General features: G+C 71.1%; 29 protein-coding genes. 27 read left to right on the forward strand and 2 right to left on the reverse strand.

Annotated features, from left to right (window positions below):
* Position 1: 1 nt before the first annotated feature.
* Together NUV38_RS15630 and NUV38_RS15635 are read right to left on the reverse strand one after the other, a co-directional pair.
* Complete coding sequence (locus NUV38_RS15630; RefSeq protein WP_257730008.1) at positions 2-1075, reverse strand: EAL domain-containing protein; 1074 nt, start codon at positions 1073-1075, stop codon at positions 2-4.
* Positions 1075-1260, reverse strand: coding sequence for a DUF1059 domain-containing protein (locus NUV38_RS15635; protein WP_257730009.1), 186 nt, complete (start codon positions 1258-1260; stop codon positions 1075-1077). Before NUV38_RS15635 ends, NUV38_RS15630 begins: the two co-directional genes overlap by 1 nt.
* Before the next feature lie 166 nt (positions 1261-1426).
* Between NUV38_RS15635 and NUV38_RS15640 the strand changes: the two genes are divergently transcribed.
* The 27 genes from NUV38_RS15640 to NUV38_RS15770 all read left to right on the forward strand — a co-directional run bounded on the left by NUV38_RS15640 (position 1427) and on the right by NUV38_RS15770 (position 23974).
* Entirely contained in the window at positions 1427-1909 is a 483-nt protein-coding gene (locus NUV38_RS15640) for a glutathione peroxidase (RefSeq protein WP_055966935.1), read from the forward strand.
* 149 nt (positions 1910-2058) lie between these two features.
* On the forward strand, positions 2059-2265 hold the full coding sequence (gene rpmE, locus NUV38_RS15645) for a 50S ribosomal protein L31 (protein ID WP_055966938.1): 207 nt from the start codon (positions 2059-2061) through the stop codon (positions 2263-2265).
* Positions 2266-2380: 115 nt separating this feature from the next.
* Entirely contained in the window at positions 2381-3448 is a 1068-nt protein-coding gene (prfA, locus tag NUV38_RS15650; protein ID WP_257730010.1) for a peptide chain release factor 1, read from the forward strand.
* Positions 3449-3453: 5 nt separating this feature from the next.
* On the forward strand, positions 3454-4302 hold the full coding sequence (gene prmC, locus NUV38_RS15655) for a peptide chain release factor N(5)-glutamine methyltransferase (protein ID WP_257730011.1): 849 nt from the start codon (positions 3454-3456) through the stop codon (positions 4300-4302).
* 166 nt (positions 4303-4468) lie between these two features.
* Positions 4469-5320, forward strand: a complete 852-nt coding sequence (locus NUV38_RS15660) for an ABC transporter permease (protein WP_257730012.1) — start codon at positions 4469-4471, stop codon at positions 5318-5320.
* Positions 5317-6156, forward strand: a complete 840-nt coding sequence (locus NUV38_RS15665) for an ABC transporter permease (RefSeq protein WP_257730013.1) — start codon at positions 5317-5319, stop codon at positions 6154-6156. The genes NUV38_RS15660 and NUV38_RS15665 overlap by 4 nt, the downstream gene beginning before the upstream one ends.
* Before the next feature lie 7 nt (positions 6157-6163).
* The gene (locus tag NUV38_RS15670) at positions 6164-7393 is read left to right on the forward strand and encodes an MCE family protein (RefSeq protein WP_257730014.1); all 1230 of its coding nucleotides are present in this window, start codon (positions 6164-6166) and stop codon (positions 7391-7393) included.
* Positions 7390-8394, forward strand: a complete 1005-nt coding sequence (locus NUV38_RS15675; protein ID WP_257730015.1) for an MCE family protein — start codon at positions 7390-7392, stop codon at positions 8392-8394. Before NUV38_RS15670 ends, NUV38_RS15675 begins: the two co-directional genes overlap by 4 nt.
* Positions 8391-9365: an MCE family protein gene (locus NUV38_RS15680; RefSeq protein WP_257730016.1), complete on the forward strand. Its 975-nt coding sequence runs from the start codon at positions 8391-8393 to the stop codon at positions 9363-9365. Before NUV38_RS15675 ends, NUV38_RS15680 begins: the two co-directional genes overlap by 4 nt.
* Entirely contained in the window at positions 9362-10426 is a 1065-nt protein-coding gene (locus tag NUV38_RS15685) for an MCE family protein (protein WP_257730017.1), read from the forward strand. Before NUV38_RS15680 ends, NUV38_RS15685 begins: the two co-directional genes overlap by 4 nt.
* A complete protein-coding gene (locus NUV38_RS15690; RefSeq protein ID WP_257730018.1) occupies positions 10423-11628 on the forward strand; it encodes an MCE family protein in 1206 nt (401 codons plus the stop codon). The genes NUV38_RS15685 and NUV38_RS15690 overlap by 4 nt, the downstream gene beginning before the upstream one ends.
* Complete coding sequence (locus tag NUV38_RS15695) at positions 11625-12716, forward strand: MCE family protein (RefSeq protein WP_257730019.1); 1092 nt, start codon at positions 11625-11627, stop codon at positions 12714-12716. The genes NUV38_RS15690 and NUV38_RS15695 overlap by 4 nt, the downstream gene beginning before the upstream one ends.
* The gene (locus tag NUV38_RS15700) at positions 12713-13240 is read left to right on the forward strand and encodes a hypothetical protein (RefSeq protein WP_257730020.1); all 528 of its coding nucleotides are present in this window, start codon (positions 12713-12715) and stop codon (positions 13238-13240) included. The genes NUV38_RS15695 and NUV38_RS15700 overlap by 4 nt, the downstream gene beginning before the upstream one ends.
* Before the next feature lie 72 nt (positions 13241-13312).
* Positions 13313-13798: a VTT domain-containing protein gene (locus tag NUV38_RS15705; RefSeq protein ID WP_257730021.1), complete on the forward strand. Its 486-nt coding sequence runs from the start codon at positions 13313-13315 to the stop codon at positions 13796-13798.
* An 86-nt stretch (positions 13799-13884) separates the two neighbouring features.
* Positions 13885-14529, forward strand: coding sequence for an L-threonylcarbamoyladenylate synthase (locus NUV38_RS15710; protein WP_257730022.1), 645 nt, complete (start codon positions 13885-13887; stop codon positions 14527-14529).
* The gene (locus tag NUV38_RS15715; RefSeq protein WP_257730023.1) at positions 14522-15649 is read left to right on the forward strand and encodes a glycosyltransferase family 4 protein; all 1128 of its coding nucleotides are present in this window, start codon (positions 14522-14524) and stop codon (positions 15647-15649) included. The genes NUV38_RS15710 and NUV38_RS15715 overlap by 8 nt, the downstream gene beginning before the upstream one ends.
* A complete protein-coding gene (locus NUV38_RS15720) occupies positions 15634-16086 on the forward strand; it encodes a hypothetical protein (protein ID WP_257730024.1) in 453 nt (150 codons plus the stop codon). Before NUV38_RS15715 ends, NUV38_RS15720 begins: the two co-directional genes overlap by 16 nt.
* Positions 16087-16223: 137 nt before the next feature.
* Positions 16224-17030, forward strand: a complete 807-nt coding sequence (gene atpB / locus NUV38_RS15725; protein ID WP_257730025.1) for a F0F1 ATP synthase subunit A — start codon at positions 16224-16226, stop codon at positions 17028-17030.
* Between the two features lie 77 nt (positions 17031-17107).
* Complete coding sequence (locus NUV38_RS15730) at positions 17108-17320, forward strand: ATP synthase F0 subunit C (RefSeq protein WP_055966982.1); 213 nt, start codon at positions 17108-17110, stop codon at positions 17318-17320.
* A gap of 22 nt (positions 17321-17342) precedes the next feature.
* A complete protein-coding gene (locus NUV38_RS15735) occupies positions 17343-17882 on the forward strand; it encodes a F0F1 ATP synthase subunit B (protein ID WP_055966985.1) in 540 nt (179 codons plus the stop codon).
* On the forward strand, positions 17882-18682 hold the full coding sequence (locus tag NUV38_RS15740) for a F0F1 ATP synthase subunit delta (RefSeq protein WP_257730026.1): 801 nt from the start codon (positions 17882-17884) through the stop codon (positions 18680-18682). Before NUV38_RS15735 ends, NUV38_RS15740 begins: the two co-directional genes overlap by 1 nt.
* A 59-nt stretch (positions 18683-18741) precedes the next feature.
* Positions 18742-20382 carry a F0F1 ATP synthase subunit alpha gene (atpA, locus tag NUV38_RS15745; RefSeq protein ID WP_055966991.1) on the forward strand — a complete coding sequence of 547 codons (1641 nt, stop codon included), beginning with the start codon at positions 18742-18744 and terminating at the stop codon, positions 20380-20382.
* A gap of 5 nt (positions 20383-20387) precedes the next feature.
* A complete protein-coding gene (locus tag NUV38_RS15750) occupies positions 20388-21320 on the forward strand; it encodes a F0F1 ATP synthase subunit gamma (RefSeq protein ID WP_257730027.1) in 933 nt (310 codons plus the stop codon).
* A gap of 7 nt (positions 21321-21327) precedes the next feature.
* Entirely contained in the window at positions 21328-22770 is a 1443-nt protein-coding gene (atpD, locus tag NUV38_RS15755) for a F0F1 ATP synthase subunit beta (RefSeq protein ID WP_055966996.1), read from the forward strand.
* Positions 22770-23144: a F0F1 ATP synthase subunit epsilon gene (locus NUV38_RS15760; protein WP_257730028.1), complete on the forward strand. Its 375-nt coding sequence runs from the start codon at positions 22770-22772 to the stop codon at positions 23142-23144. The genes atpD and NUV38_RS15760 overlap by 1 nt, the downstream gene beginning before the upstream one ends.
* Before the next feature lie 35 nt (positions 23145-23179).
* A complete protein-coding gene (locus tag NUV38_RS15765; protein ID WP_257730029.1) occupies positions 23180-23626 on the forward strand; it encodes a DUF2550 domain-containing protein in 447 nt (148 codons plus the stop codon).
* Between the two features lie 174 nt (positions 23627-23800).
* Complete coding sequence (locus tag NUV38_RS15770) at positions 23801-23974, forward strand: hypothetical protein (RefSeq protein WP_257730030.1); 174 nt, start codon at positions 23801-23803, stop codon at positions 23972-23974.
* The last annotated feature ends 151 nt before the right edge of the window (positions 23975-24125 follow it).

Raw genomic sequence — 24125 nt, forward strand, 5'->3', positions numbered from 1 at the left:
CTCAGGCCTGGCCGGCCAGGTGGGCCATGAGGTCCTCCAGGTGGAGGACGCCGAGGAACCCGCCTGCGGAGTCGGTGCACGCCAGCGGCCCGAACCGGGTGCTGCGCGGGCGTGACATCGCCCGGGCGACGGCGTCGCAGAGGGGGGTGTCCACGTGCACGGCCAGCACGTCGTTGGACTGCCACCGTCCGTGGTCGTCCTTGACGAGGACCGTGTGCGGACGCCGGTGCTCGTCGACGGCGACGACGACCTCGAAGCCGACCGTCTCGGCCAGCACCGAGCGGGCCGAGCCGACGTCGTCGGTCGTGTACGCGCGGCGGAGCAGGTGACGAAGCACGCCGTCCACGGCCGGCGCCCGGTCCCGGGGCAGGGCACGGTGAGCCTGGGGCGCGGCGTTCTGCCACACCGGTCGGGCCGGGCCGACGAGCGGGCCCTGCGCCAGGGGGACCCCGAGCTCGGAGAGCGTGCGGAGCTCTGCGGCCGTGCTGACCCCCTCGGCGAGCACCCAGGCGTCCAGCTGGGCGGCCATCGTGCCCGTCACCTCGATCGCGTCGCGCTTCTCCGCGCTGTGCTCGATCCCCTCGACCCAGGCACGGCCGAGCCGGACGATCGAGGGGCGCAGACGGATGATGTTGCGCAGCGTGGGCTGGGCCGCCTGCTCGCCACCGAGTGCCACGCTGGCGCCCGCCTCGCGCAGGACCTCGAGCCGGCCCGTCGGTGCGGGGCCCACGTCCTCGGGGACGTCGCGCAGGTCCAGCACCACGCCGGAGAGGTCGCCGTGCGCCTTCAGGACCGACATCAGCGCCGGGTCGTCGAGGTCGCCGGGGCCCTCGTCGCCCAGCCCCAGGGGGACGGTCAGGAAGGTGTCGGGCGGCAACGTCGCCGCGGTGGCGAGAGCGGCGGTCATGATCGAGCACGGGTCGTCGACGACGTCCTGCGACCGGCGTGCCCCGACGGGGGAGGCCACCGTCTGGTAGCCGGCCACCACGCCGCGCGCGAGGTCGAGGATCGGACTGAAGGCGACGTCGGCATCGATCCGCTGGGGCGTCGAGACGACCCAGGGTGCGACGGACATCAGACCGGCGCTGGTGTGGTGCGGATCGAGGCCCGGACGGCCGCGACCAGCTCGGCCGGGACCTCCACCAGGCCGTGGACCTGGGCGGCGTGGTGGGCGACGCGCGCGAGGACGGCCTCGTCGGACGGCTCCTCCCACCGGGCGGTGCACCCGGGGACGACGTCCCCACAGGCGAACGACTTCATGACGACTCCCTCGTCCCGGCGTCCCTGCTGGATGGCTTCCCATCCACCGCCGTGGCGACATCGTAGGACGCGCAGGCGCCGCCTCGCCGGGCTTTCACGGGATCAGGAGGTGTGTGCAGGATCGGTGACTCCTGCGGCGCTCGGGCCGTGTACCTAGGATGGGCGCGTGACCACTGCATACGACTTCACCGCGAACGCGATCGACGGAACCCCGCGCGAGCTCGCCGACTACCGGGGCAAGGTGCTGCTCGTCGTCAACACGGCGACCCAGTGCGGCTTCACCCCGCAGCTGGCCGGCCTGGAGGAGCTCTACGCGAGCTACGCCGACCGCGGCCTCGTGGTGCTCGGCTTCCCGTGCGACCAGTTCGGCGGGCAGAACCCCGACTCCGACGACGACACCGCCGCCTTCTGCGAGCGGAACTACGGGGTCAGCTTCCCGATGTTCTCGCAGGTCGAGGTCAACGGCGACGACGCGCACCCGCTCTACCAGTGGCTGCGCAGCGAGAAGAGCGGGTTCGCCGGGAACAAGATCAAGTGGAACTTCACCAAGTTCCTCATCGACACCGAGGGCAACGTGGTCAAGCGCTACGGCTCGACCACCAAGCCCGAGAAGATCGCCTCCGACATCGAGGCCCTGCTCGCCTCCTGACGAGGCGCACGAGCCGCACGTACGGACCGGCGCGGCGGGAACAGACGGGGCACGATTTGGGTTGACCAGGGTGCCCCTGGCAGAATCCAGCCTTGGTCCTGGTTCACGGCCCGCGCCGCGGTCCGACCCAGTACCGACGAGAGGACATCATGAAGCGCGACATCCACCCCACCTACGTCGAGACCCAGGTCACCTGCACCTGCGGCAACTCGTTCACCACCCGCAGCACCGCCACCGAGGGATCCCTCCGTGCCGACGTGTGCTCGGCCTGCCACCCGTTCTACACGGGCAAGCAGAAGATCCTCGACACCGGCGGCCGCGTGGCCCGGTTCGAGAAGCGCTACGGCAAGAAGTAGCTCCTCCGACACGCCGACCCGATCCCGCGAGGGACGGGTCGGCGTCGTCGTCCCAGGGCCGCCGGCCCAGGGACCGGACGCGTCGTCGAGACGCCGAGGGCACGAGAGGATCGCCATGTTCGAGGCTGTCGAGGGCCTGGTCGCCGAGCACGCCGAGCTCGAGCGGCAGATGGCCGATCCCGCCCTGCACTCCGATGCCGGCCGCGCCAAGCGTGTCGGTCGACGGTACGCCGAGCTCGGCGCGGTGGTGGGCACCTACCGCGAGTGGCAGCAGACCGAGGAGGACCTCCAGGCCGCACGTGAGCTCGAGCTCGACGACGAGGCGCTCGAGCTCGAGACGACGCGCGCAGCCCTCGCCGAGCGGCTCCAGCGCCTGCTCGTCCCGCGCGACCCCGCCGACGGCAAGGACGTGATCCTGGAGGTCAAGGGCGGCGAGGGGGGCGAGGAGTCGGCCCTGTTCGCCGCCGACCTGCTGCGCATGTACACCCGGTTCGCCGAGCGCAAGGGCTGGCGGGTCGAGATCATCGACGCCACGGAGTCCGCTCTCGGTGGCTACAAGTCGGTCACCGCGTCGGTCGCGGCGAAGGGCACGCCGGAGCCCGGCCAGGCGCCCTACGCACTCCTCAAGTTCGAGGGAGGGGTGCACCGCGTGCAGCGCGTCCCCGTCACCGAGTCGCAGGGACGGATCCACACGTCGGCGGCCGGTGTCCTGGTGCTGCCCGAGGCCGAGGACGTCGACGTCGAGATCCACGACGCCGACCTGCGCATCGACGTCTTCCGGTCCTCCGGCCCGGGTGGTCAGAGCGTCAACACGACCGACTCGGCGGTGCGCATCACCCACCTGCCCTCGGGTCTCGTGGTGAGCTGCCAGAACGAGAAGAGCCAGCTGCAGAACAAGGAGCAGGCCCTGCGGATCCTCCGGGCGCGGCTGCTCGAGGCGGCCCAGGCCGCAGCGGACGCCGAGGCCTCCGACGCCCGCAGGTCCCAGATCCGCACCATGGACCGCTCGGAGCGGGTGCGCACCTACACCTTCCCCGAGAACCGGATCTCCGACCACCGCACCGGGTACAAGGCCTACAACCTCGATGCCGTGATGGACGGCGCCCTCGACGACGTGATCGGCTCCCTCGTGGACTCCGACCTCGCCGAGCGACTCGAGTCGGTCGACGGGTCGCGACCGTGAGCCGGGTGCGCAGCCAGGCCGAGCGGCTCCTGGACGAGGCCACGGACACGCTGACCGCTGGTGGCGTCGCGTCGCCGCGGGTCGATGCCGAGATCCTGCTCGCCCACGTGACCGGGACGCCACGCGGTCTTCTCCTGACCGCACGCCCGCAGGGTCCCCAGGCGCAGGTGTACCGCGACATGGTCCAGGCGCGGGCTCGTCGGGTCCCGCTGCAGCACCTCACCGGCTCGGCCGGGTTCCGCTACGTCGACCTCGAGGTCGGCCCGGGCGTCTTCGTCCCACGCCCCGAGACCGAGCTGCTCGCGGGGTGGGCCGTCGAGCAGGCGGCCGCCGTCGTCGCCGCGCGCGACGAGCCGCCGGTGGTCGTCGACCTGTGCACCGGCTCAGGCGCCATCGCGCTGTCGATCGTGCACGAGGTGCCGCGGGCCCGGGTGCACGCCGTCGAGCTCGACGAGTCCGCCTACGGCTGGGCCGAGCGCAACCTGGGCGACACCGGCGTCGACCTTCGGCTCGGGGACGCCTTCGAGGCGTTCGCGGACCTCGACGGCACCGTCGACGTGGTCGTCTGCAACCCGCCCTACATCCCGCTCGAGGCCTGGGAGAGCGTCGCCCCCGAGGCGCGCGACCACGACCCGTCGCTCGCGCTGTGGTCGGGCGACGACGGTCTCGACGCCATGCGTGCGCTCGAGCAGGCCGCGTGGCGGCTGCTGCGCCCGGGCGGCTGGGTCGGGGCCGAGCACGCCGACGCGCAGGGGGAGTCCGCCCCGGGCGTCTTCGCCGGGCGCTGGTCCGACGTGCGTGACCACGTGGACCTCGCGGACCGACCCCGCTTCCTCACCGCCCGCCGCCCCTGAGGCTCGCCCCGCCGACGGGGTTCCGACCCACGGGTTCCGACCCACCGGGGGTCGCCGCGCCTGTCCGTGTGACGTGACTCACGACTCCCTGGCTCGTTCTCTTCCGCGAGAGACGATGAACTAGTACCTTCGTACAGGTATGGCCTGAGGCGGCGAGGGAGGTCGGATGAGCGCGGACACGTCGGTGCCCCCACGCGCGGCTCCCGGGCGTCTGGCGCGCACCGTCACGGGCCTGCGTGCCTCCGGCAACGCCGGCCTCGAGACCTTCGGCGAGATGATCCTGCTCGGCATCGGGTCCCTGCGCTTCGCCGTCGTCGACGTCCTGCGCGGGCGGTTCGCCTGGCGCGAGTACGTCGAGCAGGCCTGGTTCATGACGCGGGTGGCCCTGCTGCCGACGATCCTGGTCGCGATCCCGTTCGGCGTGATCGTGGCGGTGCAGGTCGGTGCGGTCGCGTCGCAGATCGGTGCGGTCTCGTTCTCCGGGGCGGTCAACGGCATCGGCGTGCTCCGCCAGGGCGCGCCGCTCGTCACCTCGCTCCTCATGGCCGGAGCCGTCGGCTCGGCCATCTGTGCCCAGATCGGCTCGCAGACCGTCCGCGAGGAGATCGACGCCATGCGCGTCATGGGACTCGACCCGACGCAGCGCATCGTGGCACCCCGCATGGTCGCAGCGGTCACGGTCGGCCTGCTGCTCAACGTGGTGGTGGCCGCCACCGCCATGACCACCGGCTACGCGCTCAACGTCGGGTCCGGCGACGTCAGCTCGGGCACCTACATCGGGTCCTTCACGAGCTTCGCCCAGCCCTCCGACCTGCTGCTCGCCGAGGCCAAGGCGGCGATCTTCGGCTTCATCGCCACGATCGTGGCGTGCCACAAGGGTCTGTCGGCGCAGGGCGGCCCCAAGGGCGTGGCCGACGCGGTCAACGCCAGTGTCGTGATCAGCGTCATCGCCCTGGCCGTCGTCAACGTCGTCATCACCCAGGGCTACGTCATGCTCGTGCCGCAGAGGATGGCATGAGCGGCCTGGAGCGCGCGGGCCGGCGCGCCATGGCGGCGCCGGGGAACGCGTTGGAGCTGATGGGGGCCCAGCTGACCTTCGTCGCGAAGGTGGTGGGGGCGATCCCCACGACGCTGCGCACCTACCGGCTCGAGACGTTCCGCATCCTCTCCGACATCAGCTGGGGGACCGGTGCGCTGCTGGTGGGGGGCGGGACGGTCGGCGTCATGGTGCTGCTGTCGCTGTCGGCCGGGACCTCCCTCGGCATCGAGGGGTTCAACGGGCTGGAGACCATCGGGCTGGCACCCCTGACCGGCTTCGTGTCCGCGGTCGTGAACACGCGCGAGCTCGCCCCGCTCATCGCGGCGCTCGCCCTGGCCGCCCAGGTCGGCTGTCGCTTCACCGCACAGCTCGGATCGATGCGGGTGCACGAGGAGATCGACGCTCTCGCGGTGATGTCGGTCCCGCCCCTGCACTTCCTGGTCACCACCCGGCTCATCGCGGCGATGGCGGCGATCCTCCCGCTCTACCTGATCGGGCTGGCCGGTTCGTACCTGGCGACCCAGCTCTCCGTCACGTTCATCTTCGGACAACCGCCGGGCACGTTCGAGCACTACTTCACCTCGTTCGTCGCCCTGCGCGACGTGCTGCTGTCGGTCGTGAAGATCCTGGTGTTCGCCGCGGCCGTGACGCTCATCCACTGCTGGTTCGGGTTCACCGCCAGCGGTGGGGCGCAGGGTGTCGGCGAGGCGACGGGCCGGGCGATCCGGGCCAGCATCGTCGTCGTGGTCCTGCTCGACATGGTGCTCACGCTGCTCTTCTGGGGCGGCGACCCCGGCGTCCGGATCGCGGGGTGATGCGGCGATGGACCTGACGACGATCGATCCCGACGACCCCGGCCGCGCGGTCCTCGTGCGTCGCGGCCTCGTGCTCGTGGTGCTCCTGGTGCTCGTGGGCGCGGCCCTGGCCGCGGTGTCGCGGGGTGCCCTGGCGGACGACACGACGGCGCACGCCCTCGTCGACGACGCCGGCGGGTCGCTCGTCCCGGGCTCGGACGTCAAGCTCGACGGCGTGATCGTCGGACGCGTCACCTCGATCACCCAGGAGCCGGTTACGACGGCCGACGGTGGCGACCCCTCGGTACGGATCGACCTGCGCATCGACGAGCGGCACGCACGTGGGGTCCCGGCGCAGGTGACGGCGCGCGTGCTGCCGGCCACGGTGTTCGGCACGACGTACGTCGACCTGGTCCGACCCCGGAGCGAGCGCGGGGCCCTGCGAGCCGGGTCCGCCATCGAGCAGGCCCGGGACGCCGAGACGCTCGAGCTGCAGGACACGCTCGACAGCTCCTACCGCATCCTCACCGCCGTGGAGCCGGCCGAGCTGTCTGCCACCCTGGGTGCGCTCGCGACGGCGCTCGACGGCCGCGGCGAGCAGCTCGGCGGCACGATCGAGACGGTCTCCGGCTACCTCGGCCGACTGGAGCCCCGGCTGCCCCTGCTGCGCGAGGACCTCCAGCTGTTCGCGCAGAACATGACGACGCTGGCCGAGACGTCGCCGCAGCTGCTCGACGCCACGCGCAACGCGCTCGTGACGAGTCGCACGATCGTGCAGAAGCGGGCGCAGCTCACCACGCTCATCTCCGGGAGCAACGCTCTCGTGGGCGAGGGGCGGCGGGCGCTCGACGCCGTCGGGGACCCGTTCGTCGAGGCGCTCGACGGTGCCGCGGTCGTGGTCGACGCCATGTACGACGAGCGTGCCGGTCTGCCCGACAGCTTCACGTCGTTCGTGGACTTCGCGGCCAAGCAGGCCGAGACGTTCTCGCAGGGCTCCTACATGTCGACCAACGTCTTCATCAAGACCGGGGACGACGCGCCGTACACCGCGTCGGACTGCCCCACCTACGGGACGGCCCGCGGTCCGCGGTGCGGTGGCTCGCCCGGCTCGACGGACAGCGGCACGAGCGCCGCGACGCCCGACGACGACGCGCTGGTCGCCGAGCTCCGCGGCATGCTCGACGCGCTGGAGGCTGCCCCCCAGGGTGGTGTCGCCGAGCTCCTGGGGCGCCCCTACCTGGAGGGCGGCGACCGATGAGGGCCACCGTCGTCAAGCTCGTCACCTTCGCCACTGTGTGCGTGCTCGTCCTCGTGGTGCTCGCGAACACGATGCTGAACAGCACGGAGGGGACCACCCGCACCTACGCGGCGGACTTCACCTCGGTCAGCGGGCTGCGCGTCGGTGACGACGTGCGAGCCGCAGGTGTCCGGGTCGGTCGCGTCGACGGCATCGAGCTCGTCGGTGGTGACACGGCCCGCGTGCGCGTGTCCGTGGGAGAGGGGCAGCGCCTGACCGACACCACGGGCATGGTGATCCGCTACCAGAACCTGCTCGGCCAGCGGTACCTGGCGCTGCTGCCCGGCCGTGAGCGGGGCAGGGCCCTGGAGCCGGGCAGCGTCGTCCCGACGTCGCGCACGAGCGCGGGCTTCGACCTCACCGCGCTGCTCAACGGCTTCGAGCCGCTCTTCGAGACGCTCCGGCCGGAGGACGTGAACCAGCTCGCGGAGTCGGTGGTCAAGGTGCTCCAGGGGGAGGGCGGCACGGTGGAGAGCCTGCTCGACGAGACGGCGACGCTCACGCGCAACCTGGCCGACAAGGACGCGGTCGTCACCGACGTCCTCACCCACCTCACCCCGGTGCTCGAGAACCTCGTCGACCGCGAGGACGACCTCACCGCCACGGTCGGGGAGCTGCGGGCGCTGATGACCGGCCTGGCCGAGCAGCGCACCACGATCGGTGAGTCCATCGACGGCATCTCCGAGCTCTCCCGGGTCACGGCCGACCTCGTCGAGGACACCCGCCCCGACGTCGCCCGGGTGACCACGGCGCTGCGCACCACCGCGGCGCTGTTCGCCGAGAACATGGGCGAGCTCCAGACCATGCTGGCCGCCGTGCCGACCGCTACCGGCGCGTTCGCCCGACCGATGTCGTACGGCACCTGGCTCAACATGTACATCTGCAACCTCGGGGTGGAGGTCGGTGGCGAGCTGATCAACCTCGGCTCCACCGACGGCCCCTACTCGGAGGTCTGCCGATGAGCGATCGACGGACGCACGCACGCCGCGTCGGCATGGTCGGGGTCGTGGGACTGGGGGTGCTCGGCCTGCTCGTCCTGGCGCTCAGCGTCATCCCGTTCGGCCAGCGCACGTACACGGCCGAGCTCGAGCACACGGCCGGCCTGCGGGTCGGCGAGGAGGTGCAGGTCGCCGGCGTCGGCGTGGGGGAGGTGACCGGCATCCGGCTGGCGAAGGACCGCGTGGTCGTGACCTTCACCGCCGACCGCGACGTGCGGCTCGGTCGGTCCACGGCGGTCGCGGTCAAGGTCGCGACGCTGCTCGGGAGCCACTTCCTCGAGGTGGCCCCGCGCGGCACCGGTGACCTCGCGGACGCGAGGATCCCGCTCGCGCGGACCTCGGTGCCCTACAACCTGCAGGACGTCGTCGACGCCTCGTCCGACGCCCTGCAGACCCTCGACGCCGAGGGGCTGGCCCGCTCCATGAACGTGATGGCCGACGTGCTCGGTCGCACCCCCGACGAGACCAGGGCGGCGGTCGAGGGCGTGGCCGACCTCGCGCGCGTCGCGTCGCGGCGCAGCGCCCAGCTGTCCCGTCTCCTGGCTGCCAGCAACGACGTGACGGGGACGCTCGACCGCAACGCCGACGCCGTGCTCGACCTGCTGGAGCAGTCGACGCTCGTGCTCGGCGAGCTGACCTCCCGTCGTGAGGTGTTCGACCAGATGTTGTCCGACGCGCAGCGCATGGCCGTCCAGGTGCGGGGTCTGCTCGACGACACCGAGGAGGACCTCGACCCGATGCTGCGGGACCTCACCACCGCCCTCGACGGTCTCGAGGACGCCCGCGACGACGTGACGCAAGCCCTGTCGTCGTTGGCCACGATGACGAAGTACGTCGCCAACGCGTCGGGCAACGGCCCCTGGCTCGACCTGCACGTGCCGGTCGCCATCAACGACAACCTCGCGTGCCTCGCGAGCCCGGAGGAGTGCTCATGAGGGCCCGACGGTGGTGGCGGCCTCTCCTGCCCGTGCTCGTGGTGGCGCTCGTGGTCCCGCTGCTCTCGAGCTGCGTCGGATCCGGTGGGCGGACCGTGACCGTGCAGCTGCGTGACGCCGCAGGACTCTTCGAGGGCAACGACGTCGGCGTGCTGGGGGTGCGGGTCGGTGAGGTCGTCGAGGTGCGCCCGCGCGGCGGACACGTCGACGTCACGCTGCGTCTCGACGACGGGATCGACGTCCCGGCCGACGCCGCTGCGGTGGTGGTGTCGCGGTCGGTCGCCACGGATCGCTACGTCGAGCTCACACCGGTCTACCGCGACGGAGCGACGCTGCGCGACGGCGACGTGATCCCCCTGGAACGCACGCGGACACCGGTCGAGTTCGACGAGCTGCTCTCGACGCTGGAGTCCACGTCGTCGGCCCTGGGGGCGGACGGCGGAGACGCGCTCAACGGCCTGCTGACGTCGTCGGCGGCCAACCTCGACGGCAACGGCGGCGCGATCCGCGACGGGCTGGCCGGGATGGCCGACGTGCTGGGCACCATCGACGCCCAGCTGGGCGACGTCGAGGGCACGATCACCGGGCTCGACCGGCTCACGACGGCGGTGGCGAACGACGACCAGGTGGTCCGGCAGTTCGTGGACCAGGTCGCCGAGGCCACCACGATGCTCGACGAGCAGCACGAGTCGATCGAGGCGACGTTCGACGCCGTCACGGCCATGGTGCGCGAGGTCGGCATCGTGGTGCGCGACCAGCGCGGGCGGATCAGCTCGCAGATGGACGACTTCGTGGCGCTCGCCCAGGACCTGGCCGACCACCAGGCCGACTACCAGCAGCTCCTCGACACGGGGCCGCTCATGCTGCAGAACCTGGTCCGGGCGATCGACGAGAACGACCGGCTCAGCTTCCGCACGCGTCCGCTCGACCTCGTGCCCGGCAGGACGGTGGTCGCCGACCTCTGCGAGCGCGCGCCGCAGGACGCCTGCGAGCGTCTTGGCCTGCTCGACCTGCCGTTGTGGACCGTCCTGCAGACGCTGGCGGGGGTGAGCCAGGGATGACCGGACCGTCGCGCCGCCTGGGCCGCGCCGTCGTGGGGGTGCTGCTCGCCGTCGCCCTGGCCGGGTGCAGCACCACGGCGTCCGACCTGCCCCTGCCCGGGAGTCGGCTGGACGGTGACTCCTACCCGTTGTCCGCGGAGTTCGACGACGCGCTCAACCTGGCGGTCGGTGCGCCGGTCAAGAGCGGTGGTGTGCTGGTCGGGCGGGTGCGGGAGATCTCGGTCCGCGACTTCCGGGCCCGCGTCACGATGGACGTGCTCGCGGACCGTCGGCTGCGTGAGGGCACCACGGTGCGGCTGCGCGCCACGACACCGCTCGGTGAGCTCTTCGTCGACATCGGCGAGGAGGACGCGGACGGTCCGTTCCTGGCGCCGGGATCGGTGCTCGCCGCGGGCGACGCGTCGAGCGCCCCCACCATCGAGGACACCATGTCGGCGGCCTCGATGCTCATCAACGGTGGTGGGCTCGGCCAGGTCCAGACCATCGTCGAGGAGGCCAACGCGGCGCTCGGGGGTCGCGAACCGGCCGTTCGCTCCGCGCTGCGGCGGATGGCGGGGACGGCGTCGGCCCTCAACGCCTCCGACGCCGAGCTCGATGCCGCGCTCACCGCGCTGGCCGAGGTGTCGCGGGTCCTCGACGAGCGCGAGGACGTGGTCGATGCCGCCCTGACTGACCTGCGCCCGGCCGCCGAGGTCGTCCGGGAGAACACCGACGAGCTCGTGGACCTCCTGAGCGGGATCGACCGCCTCGGCGCCGACGTCGTGGACGTGGTCGGCCGCTCGCGCGACGACCTCACCACGGTGCTCGCCCAGGCGGGGCCGGTGTTCGAGTCGCTCAACACGACGGCGGACGCGTTCGAGCCGGGCCTGCGGACCCTCGTGGGCTTCTCGAGGCTCATCGACGAGGCGGTGCCGGCGGAGTACCTCAACACGTACCTGTACTTCCAGACCTCCGTGAGCGTCGGGCTGCCGTCGCTGCCGGGGGTGGGCGACCTCGACCTGCCACGGATCGAGACACCCGGGACGGACGGGCTCTCCGGGGACGGGCTGGTCGAGGGGATCGAGTCGTTGGTGGGGTCGCTCCCGGGCCTCGACCGCATCGTGCCCCCGAGCGGCGTCTCCTCGGGGTCGGGCACCGACGCCCCGCGCGGTGGCGGTCTCACCGGTCTGGGCCTCGACGGACTGCTGGGAGGCGCTCGATGAGCCGTCCCATGCCCATGAAGTACCGCACCAGTGCCTTCGCGCTGCTCGCCGTGCTGGTCCTGGTCTCGATGCACCTCTACACCTCCGTCCTGGGAGGGACGGTCGGGCAGCGCCAGGACCGCGTGGAGGTGGACCTCGCCACGACCGGCGGTCTGTTCGAGGGGTCGGGCGTCACCTACCGCGGAGTGCGCATCGGGAAGGTCGACACCGTCCGCGTCCAGGGGTCCGGAGCCGTCGCGACCCTGTCCCTCGACCCCGGTGCCCAGGTCCCGGCCTCGGCCAGGGCGGTCGTGCGCTCGCTCTCCCCGGCCGGTGAGCAGTTCCTCGACCTGCAGCCGGAGCAGCACCGCGCACCGTGGCTGGACGACGGCGACCGCATCGCGGCGTCGGCGACCACCACGCCGACGACGGTCGCGCAGACCCTGCGCTCGGTCGACGACCTCATGTCCGACGTCGACACCGCCGCCCTGCGGACCACGCTGCAGGAGCTGCGCGTGGCCTTCGAGGACCCCGACGACCTGCGCCGCGTCCTCGACTCCGGCTCGCGGATCGTCGAGACCCTCGACCGCACCTGGCCGCAGACCGAACGACTCCTGGTCAATGGGCGCACGGTGCTGCGGACCGGCGTGGACGTGGAGGACGAGTTCCGGCAGTTCGCGCGGTCCGCCGAGTCGTTCACCGCCTGGCTCGCCGACTACGACCCGACCCTCCGCACCAGCATCGAGACCCTCCCGGCACGGGTCCAGGACCTGAGGGAGCTCACGTCCCTCGTCGCGCTCGAGCTCCCGCGGGTGCTCGAGGAGATGATCGTCTTCGCCGACATGACGATCCCGCGGGACCAGCACCTGCGCGAGCTGCTCCGGGTGTTCCCGAGCGGGTTCGACCGGTTCGCCGAGGCCGTGAAGGACGGACGACTCCAGACCAACATGCTGGTCTCGCCCGGTGGGGTGTGCTCCTACGGCGTCGCCGACCCGAGCCCCAAGCACGCGGAGCGCCGGCCGATCGATCCGGACCGCTCGTGCCCGACGACCTTCGAGGGCCAGCAGCGCGGGTCGTCCAACGCGCCCCTGCCGCAGGACCGACGGTGACGACCTCGCGCGGCAGTGCCGTGGAGCGCCTGTCGTCGGGCGGGGACCGACGGGTGCGTGTCGTGGCCCTCGCGCTGGCGGTGGCGCTGGTGGCCGCGGTCGTCGGTGCGGGGTGGCTCGTCCTGTCCGGTCGGTCGGCACAGCAGCGTGCGGACGCCGTGGCGGAGGCCACGGCCGTGGCGCGCGACCGCGCGGTCCAGCTCACGAGCTACACCGGCGAGACCTTCGACGCCGACACGGCCTGGGCGCGCACCGGCGCGACCCCTCAGTTCGCGCGGGAGTACGCCGAGGCGAACGAACCCGTCGCCCAGGTGGCGCGCCGGGTCGAGGCGCGTGCGGTCGGTGACGTCGTCGAGGCGGTCGGCAGGGCCGTGTCCACCGACGAGGTCGAGGTGCTGCTGTTCGTCGACCAGACCATCACCCGCGGCAGCGACGGCACGCAGAGCACCGAGCGGAGCCGCGTGGTCATGACCATGCTCCGGCAGGACGGCGCCTGGCTGGTGGGCGACGTCGTGCTGCGCTGACCCGGCGCGCCGGGAGGTCCTCGGCGACGGGTGTGCCCGCAGGGCGTCCGCCTGCCGATAGGCTCCCGGACCATGGCAGTCGTCCTGGTCCACGCGGCCGCCTTCGCCTTCGGCGTGGGCTCGGCGATCCTGCCGATGTTCCTCAACGCCGAGATCTACGTGCTGAGCCTCGGCGCCCTCGTCGACAGCCGGTTCGACCTCGCCCTGGTCATCCTCACGCTCAGCGTCGGCACGGTGGCCGGCAAGGCCATCGTGTTCCAGCTGGTGCGCAAGGGCTCCGCCCGGTACCGCAAGCAGGCCGAGCGTCGACCGCCGCGGAACCGGGTGACAGCGTGGCTGCGCCGCACCGGCGACCTCCTGCTCACGTGGCTCGACCGCCCGGTGGCGGGCGCGGCCACGGTGTTCCTGTCCGCGCTCGCAGCCGTGCCGCCGCTCGCGGTCGTGACGCTCCTCGCCCCGCTGTCGCGCCAGCGGCTCTGGGTCTTCCTCGCCATGGTCTTCCTGGGTCGCACCATCCAGTTCCTCGCGATCGCCTTCGTCATCCACGGTGTGCTGTGAGGCCGCGTGCGGATGGCGTGGGCGGACGGCGTGGGCCGACCGCGTGGGCGCTGCGTCGGCGCCGGCACGGCCGTTAGGGTGTCCCGGTGAGGTACGACTGCGCCGACGAGGAGACACGTCAGACCGGGATCGACGCCGCCCAGGGCGTGCTCGAGTCCGGTGAGCTGGTCGTGGTGCCCACCGACACGGTGTACGGGCTCGCCGCCGACGCGTTCTCGCCCGAGGCCGTGCAGCGCCTGCTCGACGCCAAGGGCCGGACGAGGCAGATGCCTCCGCCCGTGCTCGTCGGCGCCCCGACGACCCTCGAGGCGCTCGCCACCGACGTCCCCGGATGGCTGCGGTCCATGACCACCGAGCTCTGGCCCGGGCCGCTCACGATCATCTGCCGCCAGCAGCCGTCCCTCACGTGGGACCTGGGCGAGACGCACCACACCGTGGCCGTGCGGATGCCGGACCACCCCGTCGCGCTCACGCTGCTCAAGCAGACGGGCCCGCTCGCGGTGAGCAGCGCGAACCTCACCGGCGAGCCGGCCGCCGTGACCGTCGACGACGCCGAGCGCATGCTGGGCGACGCGGTGGCGGTCTACCTCGACGCCGGGTCCAGCCCCGGCGGCACCGCCTCCACGATCCTCGACGTGACCGGCAGCTCGCCGCGCATCCTGCGCGAGGGTCCGGTCACCCTCGACGTGCTCCACCGCTACAACAACACCGTGGAGCCGTTCGGTGCGTGAGTACCTCGTCGTCTTCGGGGTCGCCCTCGGGGTGACCTACCTGCTGGCCTCGATCGCGCGGATGCTCGCGGTGCGCTTCGGGGCCGTGGCCCGGGTGCGCGACCGCGACGTCCACGCCATCCCTACCCCGTACTTCGGCGGCCCGGCGATGCTCGGCGGGCTCGTGTCGGCCTACCTCGTGGCGACCCACCTGCCGTTCCTGTCGCGCAACGACGACGCGGTCTTCGGCGACGCGCAGGCGGTCATCGTCGGGGGAGCGGTGATCTGTGTCGTGGGCGTGATCGACGACCTCTTCGAGCTCGACGCGCTCAGCAAGTTCGCCGGCCAGGTGCTCGCCGGTGTCGTGGTGGTGGCCATGGGGGTGCAGTTCCTCTACCTGCCGCTCTACAACAACTACCTGGGTCTGGACAACGCGCAGTCGATCATCTTCACGGTGCTCCTGATCGTCACCACGGCCAACGCGGTGAACTTCGTCGACGGGCTCGACGGCCTCGCGGCCGGCATGGTCGCGATCGGCGCCATCGCCTTCTTCTCGTACGCGTTCTCGCTCGCCGTGGTCAACGGCGAGACGCGCGCCATCGCCGCGGCCCTCCTGACCTCGGCCCTGGCCGGTGCGTGCATCGGGATCCTGCCGCACAACTTCTTCCCGGCGCGGATGTTCATCGGCGACTCCGGCTCGATGCTCATCGGCTTCATGCTCGCCTGCTCCTCGATCAGCCTCACGGGCCAGTTCCCGGCCACGAGCCTCTCCGAGGGCGTGGGCGGGGGAGCGGCGAGCTTCCTGCCCGCCCTGCTGCCGCTGTTCCTGCCGTTCGCGATCCTGCTCGTCCCGTTCCTCGACCTGGCGCTCGCGGTGGTGCGGCGCACGCGGGCCGGACGCTCGCCGTTCAGCCCGGACAAGATGCACATCCACCACCGGCTGCTCGAGATCGGCCACTCGCACCGTCGTGCCGTCCTGCTCATGTACGCGGCAGCCGGGCTCGTGGCGTTCGGCAGCGTCGTGGTGAGCCTGTTCAGCGGCTGGCAGTCGATCGTCGGCTTTGTCGTGCTCGCCCTGCTCACGGCCGCCTCGGCCTTCGTGCTGCCGCGGTTCGAGGGTCGCGTGTGGGACCGCACGTGAACGGCTCGGCGCCGGAGCCCCGCCCCACCGCCTGGCGGCGGGCCCTCCCCGTCGTGGTCCCCATGGTCGCCGCCGTGCTGGTGTGCACGGCGGTCGCCGGCGCCACCCACGGGTGGCCGGGGGTGCTCGGCGCCCTCCTCGCCGGGATCGTGGTGGTGGCCTTCCTCGGCTCCACGCCGCTCGTGATGAACCCGGTCGCGCGCTCGAGCCCGGTGCTCGCCCTGCCCGCGGCGGTGCTGTTCTTCCTCGTCAAGGCGTTCGCCGCCATGGCGGTGCTACTGCTGCTCTTCGACGTCGGCGGGGTGGCCGAGCACGTCGACCGCGGCGCCTTCGGCCTGTCCGCCGTGGTCTGCAGCCTGGTCTGGACGGCCCTGCAGGTCCGGGCGTTCCGCCGCCGCCGAGTCCTCACGTATGACCTGGACGACACCCCGTCGTGACCTCCTGGTAGCCTCTCGAGTGCGTCGAAGCCCAGCCGGTTCCCGGTCGGTCACGACGTGAACGATGACGCTGGCCGTATGCCGGATCGCCGACTTCCCAGTCGGAATCGACCGCGCCATGAGACAAAGGTGACCGAGTGACCCTCGCCTCGACCGCCCTGGCGGCTGCCGCTGACGGCCCGCCGCAGCCCGGCCCCGGGAGCTTCCTGCTCCCGCCGACGTTCACGATCGGCGGCTGGGAGGTCAACAAGCCCGAGCTGTTCCTCGTCTTCTCGATCGTCATCGTCTTCGGCTTCGCCTACGCGACGAGCCGCAAGGCCGCGGTGGTCCCCGGCCGCCTGCAGTTCGCCGGCGAGTACGTCTACGGCTTCATCCGCAACGGCATCGCCCGCGACAACATCGGCAGCGCCGACTACATGAAGTACGTGCCGTACCTGTTCACGGTCTTCCTGTTCGTGCTGGTGAACAACTTCTACGGCGTGATCCCGGTCATCCAGTTCCCGTCGATGTCGAAGTTCGGCTTCCCGGTGGCCCTGGCCCTCGTCACGTGGTTGATCTACAACGTCGCGGGCATCGGCAGGCACGGCTTCTTCGGCTACCTCAAGCACCAGACCGTGCCGGCCGGGGCCAAGGGCCCCATCCTGCTGGCCCTGGTGCCGCTGGAGTTCCTCTCCAACATCATCGTGCGACCGTTCACGCTCGCGCTGCGACTCTTCGCGACCATGTTCGCGGGGCACCTGCTGATCCTGCTGTTCTCGCTCGGCGCCGCGTACCTGGTGACCGACTACGCGAACGCCGCCATCGGCATCCCCGCCGGGATCGTGTCCTTCCTGCTCGGCATCGGGGTCAGCTTCCTCGACATGCTGATCATGTTCCTGCAGGCCTACGTCTTCACGCTGCTGACCGCGATGTACATCGGCAGCGCGATCGCCGACGAGCACTGAGCTCGCTCGGTACCACCTGACCACCTCTCGACCCGCACCCGACGCCTCCTGCGTCACCACGAAAGGAAAGAACCGTCATGACTGGTTCCATCGCGACCGTCGGCCTCGGACTGGCCGCTGTCGGCCCGGCCATCGCCGTCGGCCTCATCTTCGCCGCGTACGTCACGGGCGTCGCCCGTCAGCCCGAGGCGCAGGGCAAGCTCCAGGGCATCGCGATCTTCGGCTTCGTCCTCGCTGAGCAGTTCTTCATCATCGCGCTGGCCCTGGCCTTCGTCTTCGGCTACAACTGATCCTCGCTAAGGGAGATTCACCATGAGCGCGATCCTGGTCGCCGCAGCAGAGGGCGAGGAGCACAACCCGCTCGTCCCCGAGCTGCCCGAGATCGTCCTGGGCCTCGTCGTCCTGGGCATCCTCTTCCTGCTGGTCCGCAAGTTCGTCGTGCCCAACTTCGAGCAGGCGTTCGCCGAGCGGACCGCCGCCATCGAGGGCGGGATCGAGGAGGCCAAGTCTGCCCAGAAGGAGGCGCAGGCCGCGCTCGAGAAGTACAACGCCCAGCTGGCCGACGCCCGGCACGAGGCCTCGCGCATCCGCGAGGAGGCCAAGGAGCAGGGCGCGCAGATCATCGCCGAGCTCCGGGCCCAGGCCCAGGACGAGGCCGCCCGCATCACGGCCACGGCGCACGCGCAGGTCGAGGCCGAGCGGTCGCAGGCCCTCGCCCAGCTGAAGGCCGAGGTGGGCTCGCTCGCCACGGACCTCGCCGGACGCATCGTCGGTGAGTCGCTCGAGGACGAGGCGCGTCAGCGTCGCACCGTCGAGCGCTTCATCACGGAGCTGGAGGGGTCGGCCAACTGATGCGAGGCATCTCCGCGAGGTCCCAGCACGAGGTCCTGTCGGCCGTCGAGTCGGCCCAGGGTTCCTCGGCGGCGCTCGGCAGCCAGCTCTTCGGGGTGGTGGCGCTGCTCGACGCCAACCCGGCGCTGCGCCGTGTGCTCACGGACCCGTCGACCGAGCCCGAGGCCAAGGCGGGCCTCGCGGCCACCGTGCTCGGCTCGCAGGTCGACGGCGCGACCCTCGACGTGGTCAAGGCCGCGGCGGCGTCGCGCTGGAATGCCGGGCGTGACCTGGCCGACGCCCTCGAGACCGCCGGTGCGGCCGCCCTGGTCGGGCGTGCCGACGCCGCCGGTGACGTCGAGCGGGTCGAGACCGACCTGTTCGAGCTCGGCCGCACGGTCGCCGGCGACGTCGAGCTCCGTGGCGTCGTGGCCGATCGCTCGGTCCCGGCCAAGGCCAAGGCGGTCCTGCTGGCCTCTATCTTCGAGGGCAAGGTCTCGGCCGAGACCCTCGAGCTCGCGCAGCAGGCGGTCGTGGCACGCACCGGGTCGTTCGAGAAGGTCCTGACCGCGTTCGGCGAGGTGGCGGCCCAGCGTCGCGATCGCCTCGTCGCGGTCGTGCGCGTGGCCTACGAGCTGTCCGACGACGAGCGCTCCCGACTCGCGGCCGCCCTGGCCGGCAAGTACGGACGCGACGTCCACCTCAACATCGTGGTCGACCCGTCGGTCGTCGGAGGCATCGCCGTCTCCGTCGAGGGCGAGGTCGTCGACGGAACCATGTCCAGCCGACTCGAGGCCGCCCGCCGGCAGCTCGCCGGCTGACGTCCCCTGATCATCCGGCACCACCCAGCCACCAGACCCACAGAAGGCAGGCAGAAGACATGACGGAACTCTCCATCCGTCCCGAGGAGATCCGCGACGCGCTGCAGCAGTTCGTGTCCGACTACTCCCCGAGCGCCAGCAAGACCGAAGAGGTCGGCATCGTCGCCGAGGCCGGCGACGGCATCGCCCGGATCGAGGGTCTGCCCTCGGCCATGGCCAACGAGCTGCTCGAGTTCGAGGACGGCACGCTCGGCCTCGCGCTGAACCTCGACGTCCGCGAGATCGGTGTCGTCATCCTGGGTGACTTCTCCGGCATCGAGGAGGGCCAGAAGGTCAAGCGCACCGGCGAGGTGCTCTCCGTGCCCGTCGGCGACGGCTACCTCGGCCGCGTGGTGGACCCGCTCGGCCAGCCGATCGACGGTCTGGGTGACGTGGAGACCGACGGCCGCCGTGCCCTCGAGCTCCAGGCCCCCAACGTGGTGCAGCGCCAGTCGGTCTCCGAGCCGCTCATGACCGGCATCAAGGCCATCGACTCGCTCACGCCCATCGGCCGTGGCCAGCGTCAGCTGATCATCGGTGACCGCCAGACCGGCAAGACCGCGATCGCCATCGACACGATCATCAACCAGAAGGAGTTCTGGGAGAGCGGCGACCCGACCAAGCAGGTCCGCTGCATCTACGTCGGCATCGGTCAGAAGGGCTCGACCATCGCCGGCGTCCGCGGCGCCCTCGAGGACGCGGGTGCGCTGGAGTACACGACGATCGTCGCGGCCCCCGCCTCGGACTCGGCCGGCTTCAAGTACCTCGCCCCGTACACCGGTTCGGCCATCGGCCAGCACTGGATGTACCAGGGCAAGCACGTCCTGATCATCTTCGACGACCTCTCCAAGCAGGCCGAGGCCTACCGTGCGGTCTCGCTGCTGCTGCGTCGTCCGCCGGGCCGCGAGGCCTACCCCGGAGACGTCTTCTACCTCCACAGCCGGCTGCTCGAGCGTTGCGCCAAGCTCAATGACGAGCTGGGCGCCGGCTCGATGACGGGTCTGCCCGTCATCGAGACCAAGGCGAACGACGTCTCGGCCTACATCCCGACCAACGTCATCTCGATCACCGACGGCCAGATCTTCCTGCAGTCGGACCTGTTCAACGCCAACCAGCGTCCCGCCGTCGACGTCGGCATCTCCGTCTCGCGCGTCGGTGGTGCGGCCATGACCAAGGCGATGAAGGCGGTCACGGGCTCGCTCAAGGTCGACCTGGCGCAGTACCGCGCCATGGAGGCGTTCGCCATGTTCGCCTCCGACCTCGACGCCGCGTCCAAGGCGCAGCTCGCCCGCGGACAGCGCCTGATGGAGCTGTTCAAGCAGGGCCAGTACGCTCCGTTCCCCATGGAGCAGCAGGTCGTCTCGCTCTGGGCCGGTACCCAGGGCAAGCTCGACCCGGTCCCCGTCGAGGACATCAGCCGCTTCGAGGAGGAGTTCCTCGACTACGTGAAGCGCTCGCACGAGGGCATCTTCACCACGATCCGCGAGACGGCGAAGTTCGACGACGACACGGCGTCCTCCCTGGAGTCGGCGTACACGTCGTTCCTGGAGCAGTTCGAGACCAGCGAGGGCGGACGCATCTCCGTCGGTCGCGAGGAGTTCGACGCTCTGGACGACGAGGACGTCGAGCAGGAGCAGATCGTCAAGCAGAAGCGGGGCTGACCCACATGGCAGCGTCGGTACGAGAGCTACGAGCGAAGATCAGGTCGACCCAGGCGACCAAGAAGATCACGCGCGCCATGGAGCTCATCGCCGCCTCGCGCATCATCAAGGCGCAGCAGCACGCGGCGGCGGCAGCCCCGTACGCCCGTGAGCTGACCCGGGCGGTGTCGGCGGTGGCGACGTTCTCCAACGTCGACCACCCGCTCACCACCGAGAAGGAGAACCCCACGCGGGCGGCGGTGCTCGTCATCACGAGCGACCGCGGCCTCGCGGGGTCGTACTCCTCCAGCGTCCTCAAGGAGGCGGAGCGGCTCACCGAGAAGCTCCGGTCCGAGGGCAAGGAGGTCGACTTCTACCTCTCCGGTCGCAAGGCCGTGACGTACTTCTCCTTCCGCCAGCGCGAGTTCGTCGAGTCGTGGACCGGGTACTCCGACAAGCCGGAGTACGCCAACGCCCGCGAGATCGGCGACGCGCTCACGAGCCTGTTCGCCCAGGACGAGACGGACGAGGAGGCCATCGACCCGTCCCGCGCCGTCGACGAGCTGCACATCGTGTTCACGCGGTTCAAGTCGATGCTCACGCAGGAGCCGGACGTCATCCGCCTGCTCCCGCTCGAGGTCGTCGAGGGCACGGAGGCTCCCGAGGAGTCGGACCTGCTGCCGCTGTACGAGTTCGAGCCCTCGGCCCACGAGGTCCTCGACGCGCTGCTGCCGAAGTACGTCAACAGCCGCATCTACTACTGCCAGCTGCAGGCGGCCGCCTCCGAGCTCGCCGCCCGCCAGAAGGCCATGAAGTCCGCGACCGACAACGCGCAGGACCTCATCGAGAAGTACACCCGCATTGCCAACCAGGCCCGCCAGGCCGGCATTACCCAGGAGATCAGCGAGATCGTGGGCGGCGCCAACGCGCTCGCCGACGCCACCGCTGGTCAGGAGTGAGAGAGCTATGACTGCCACTGCCGAAGAGAAGACCACGACCACCGGTCGCGTCGCGCGGGTCATCGGCCCGGTCCTCGACATCGAGTTCCCGTCGGACTCGATGCCGGAGATCTACAACGCGCTCACCGTGGAGACCAGCATCCCCGGGAGCGAGGAGACCCTCACCCTCGAGGTCGCCCAGCACATCGGCGACGGTCTCGTGCGCGCCATCAGCCTGCGCCCGACCGACGGTGTCGTGCGCGGCAGCGTCGTCACCGACACCGGCGAGCCGATCTCGGTGCCGGTCGGCGACCAGACCCTCGGCCGGGTGTTCAACACCACCGGTGCGGTCATGAACATGCCCGAGGGCGAGACCTTCGAGGCGGCCGAGCGGTGGGGCATCCACCGCAAGGCCCCCGCGTTCGACCAGCTCGAGTCCAAGACGCAGATGTTCCAGACCGGCATCAAGGTCATCGACCTGCTGACGCCCTACGTCCTCGGCGGCAAGATCGGCCTGTTCGGCGGCGCCGGCGTCGGCAAGACGGTGCTCATCCAGGAGATGATCGCCCGTGTGGCCAAGGACCACGACGGCGTGTCGGTGTTCGCCGGAGTCGGCGAGCGCACCCGCGAGGGCAACGACCTCATTGCCGAGATGGAGGAGGCCGACGTCCTCGACAAGGTGGCCCTCGTCTTCGGCCAGATGGACGAGCCGCCCGGAGCGCGTCTGCGCGTGGCGCTGTCGGCCCTGACGATGGCGGAGTACTTCCGCGACGTCCAGAACCGCGACGTGCTGCTGTTCATCGACAACATCTTCCGGTTCACGCAGGCCGGCTCGGAGGTCTCCACGCTGCTCGGCCGCATGCCGTCCGCCGTGGGCTACCAGCCGACGCTGGCCGACGAGATGGGCGTGCTGCAGGAGCGCATCACCTCCACGCGTGGTCACTCGATCACGTCGCTGCAGGCGATCTACGTGCCGGCCGACGACTACACGGACCCGGCCCCGGCCACCACGTTCGCGCACCTGGACGCCACCACCGAGCTCAACCGCGAGATCGCCTCCATGGGCATCTACCCCGCGGTGGACCCGCTGACGTCCACCTCGCGCATCCTGGACCCGCGCTACATCGCCGACGACCACTACACGACGGCCAACCGGGTCAAGGGCATCCTGCAGCGCAACAAGGAGCTCCAGGACATCATCGCCATCCTCGGTGTCGACGAGCTGAGCGAGGAGGACAAGACGATCGTCTCGCGCGCCCGTCGCATCCAGCGCTTCCTGAGCCAGAACACCTACGTGGCCAAGCAGTTCACCGGCATCGAGGGCTCCACCGTCCCGCTCGACGAGACGATCGACGCCTTCACCAAGATCTGCGACGGCGAGTACGACCACGTGGCCGAGCAGGCCTTCTTCATGTGCGGCGGTCTCGACGACGTCGATGCGAAGTGGGCCGAGATCCAGAAGAACTCCTGATGGCGGACACGACGCTCCAGGTCGAGCTGGTCGCCGCCGACCGCGTGGTGTGGTCGGGCGAGGCCCACGAGGTCGTCGCCCGCACCGTCGAGGGTGACCTCGGTGTCCTCGTCGGGCACGCACCGCTGCTGTCGGTGCTCGTGCCCGGCGTGGTCAAGATCAAGGCCGACGGCGAGACGGTCGTCGCGGTCGTCGAGGACGGGTTCCTGTCCGTCGCCGACGACCGCGTCTCGATCCTGAGCGAGGACACCCACCTGGTGTCCGAGCTCGATCGCGACCAGGTGCAGGCCGAGCTGGAGCAGGCGCGGGCCGACGACGACGACGCGGCCGTCCAGCGCGCCGAGGCCAAGCTCCGCGGCATCGAGCTGGCCTAGGGTTCTCGGCCGTCTGACGGAGGAGGGAGGGCGGGGTGCCGCTGTGGCTGTGGGCCGTGGACCTCGTCCTCGCCGCGATCGCCTTCACCGTCGTCCTGCTGGCCGTCCTCGTCCTGCGACGTCGGTACCTGGCGCGCACGCTGGGCGCCTTCGACCTCAGCGTCAACAAGCGGGACGGCGCGTCGGCCCAGGGGTGGACCCTGGGCCTCGCGGTCTACCGCGGCAGCACGCTGGAGTGGTACCGCACCTTCTCGCTGCGGCTGCGTCCGGCGTACCGGTTCTCGCGCGACGCCATGGCCGTCGACGGTCGTCGCGACCCCGTGGGCGGTGAGGTGCACGCGGTCCACGACGGGCACGTGGTCGTGACCACCCGCAACCCGACGCCGGTGCAGCAGCTGGCCCTGACCCCGGCTGCCCTGACGGGCCTGCTGGCCTGGCTCGAGGCGTCGCCCCCCGGGCAGCGCGTCAGCACCGTGCTCTAGGTGCGGCGCTCAGGTCCCGGCTCCAGGTCCTCCGCAGCCAGGACGCAGCAGCCGATCGGGCGGAAGTGGATCGCTTTTCGGCGTTTCGATTGACGATCTCCGCAGGACTACGGGACCATGGTCCTGATGGACCATGCCCGGTCGACCGGGTCCCCCGATGGAACAGGTAGCCCCATGAACCGTATTGCCAAGCGTATCGTCGTCGCGACCTTCGCGTCGGCGCTCGCCTTCCTGCCGCTGTCGTCCCCGGCGCAGGCCGAGGTCGACACCAAGCCCGCCGTCACCAAGGTGACCAAGGTCAAGTCCGGCGGCACCGTCACCACCCAGCGAGCCATCGACTGGGAGTGACCCCCACCAGCACGTGACCAGATCGCCGTCGTCCCGCGTGGACGGCGGCGATCTGCGTCTCCGGGCGGGCTCGCTGGCGCTCGCCGCTGTGCCCTTGGGCGGGCTCGCTGGCGCTCGCCGCTGTGCCCTTGGGCGGGCTCGCTGGCGCTCG

This window comes from Aeromicrobium sp. 50.2.37 (assembly GCF_024655735.1).
GTDB lineage: Bacteria > Actinomycetota > Actinomycetes > Propionibacteriales > Nocardioidaceae > Aeromicrobium.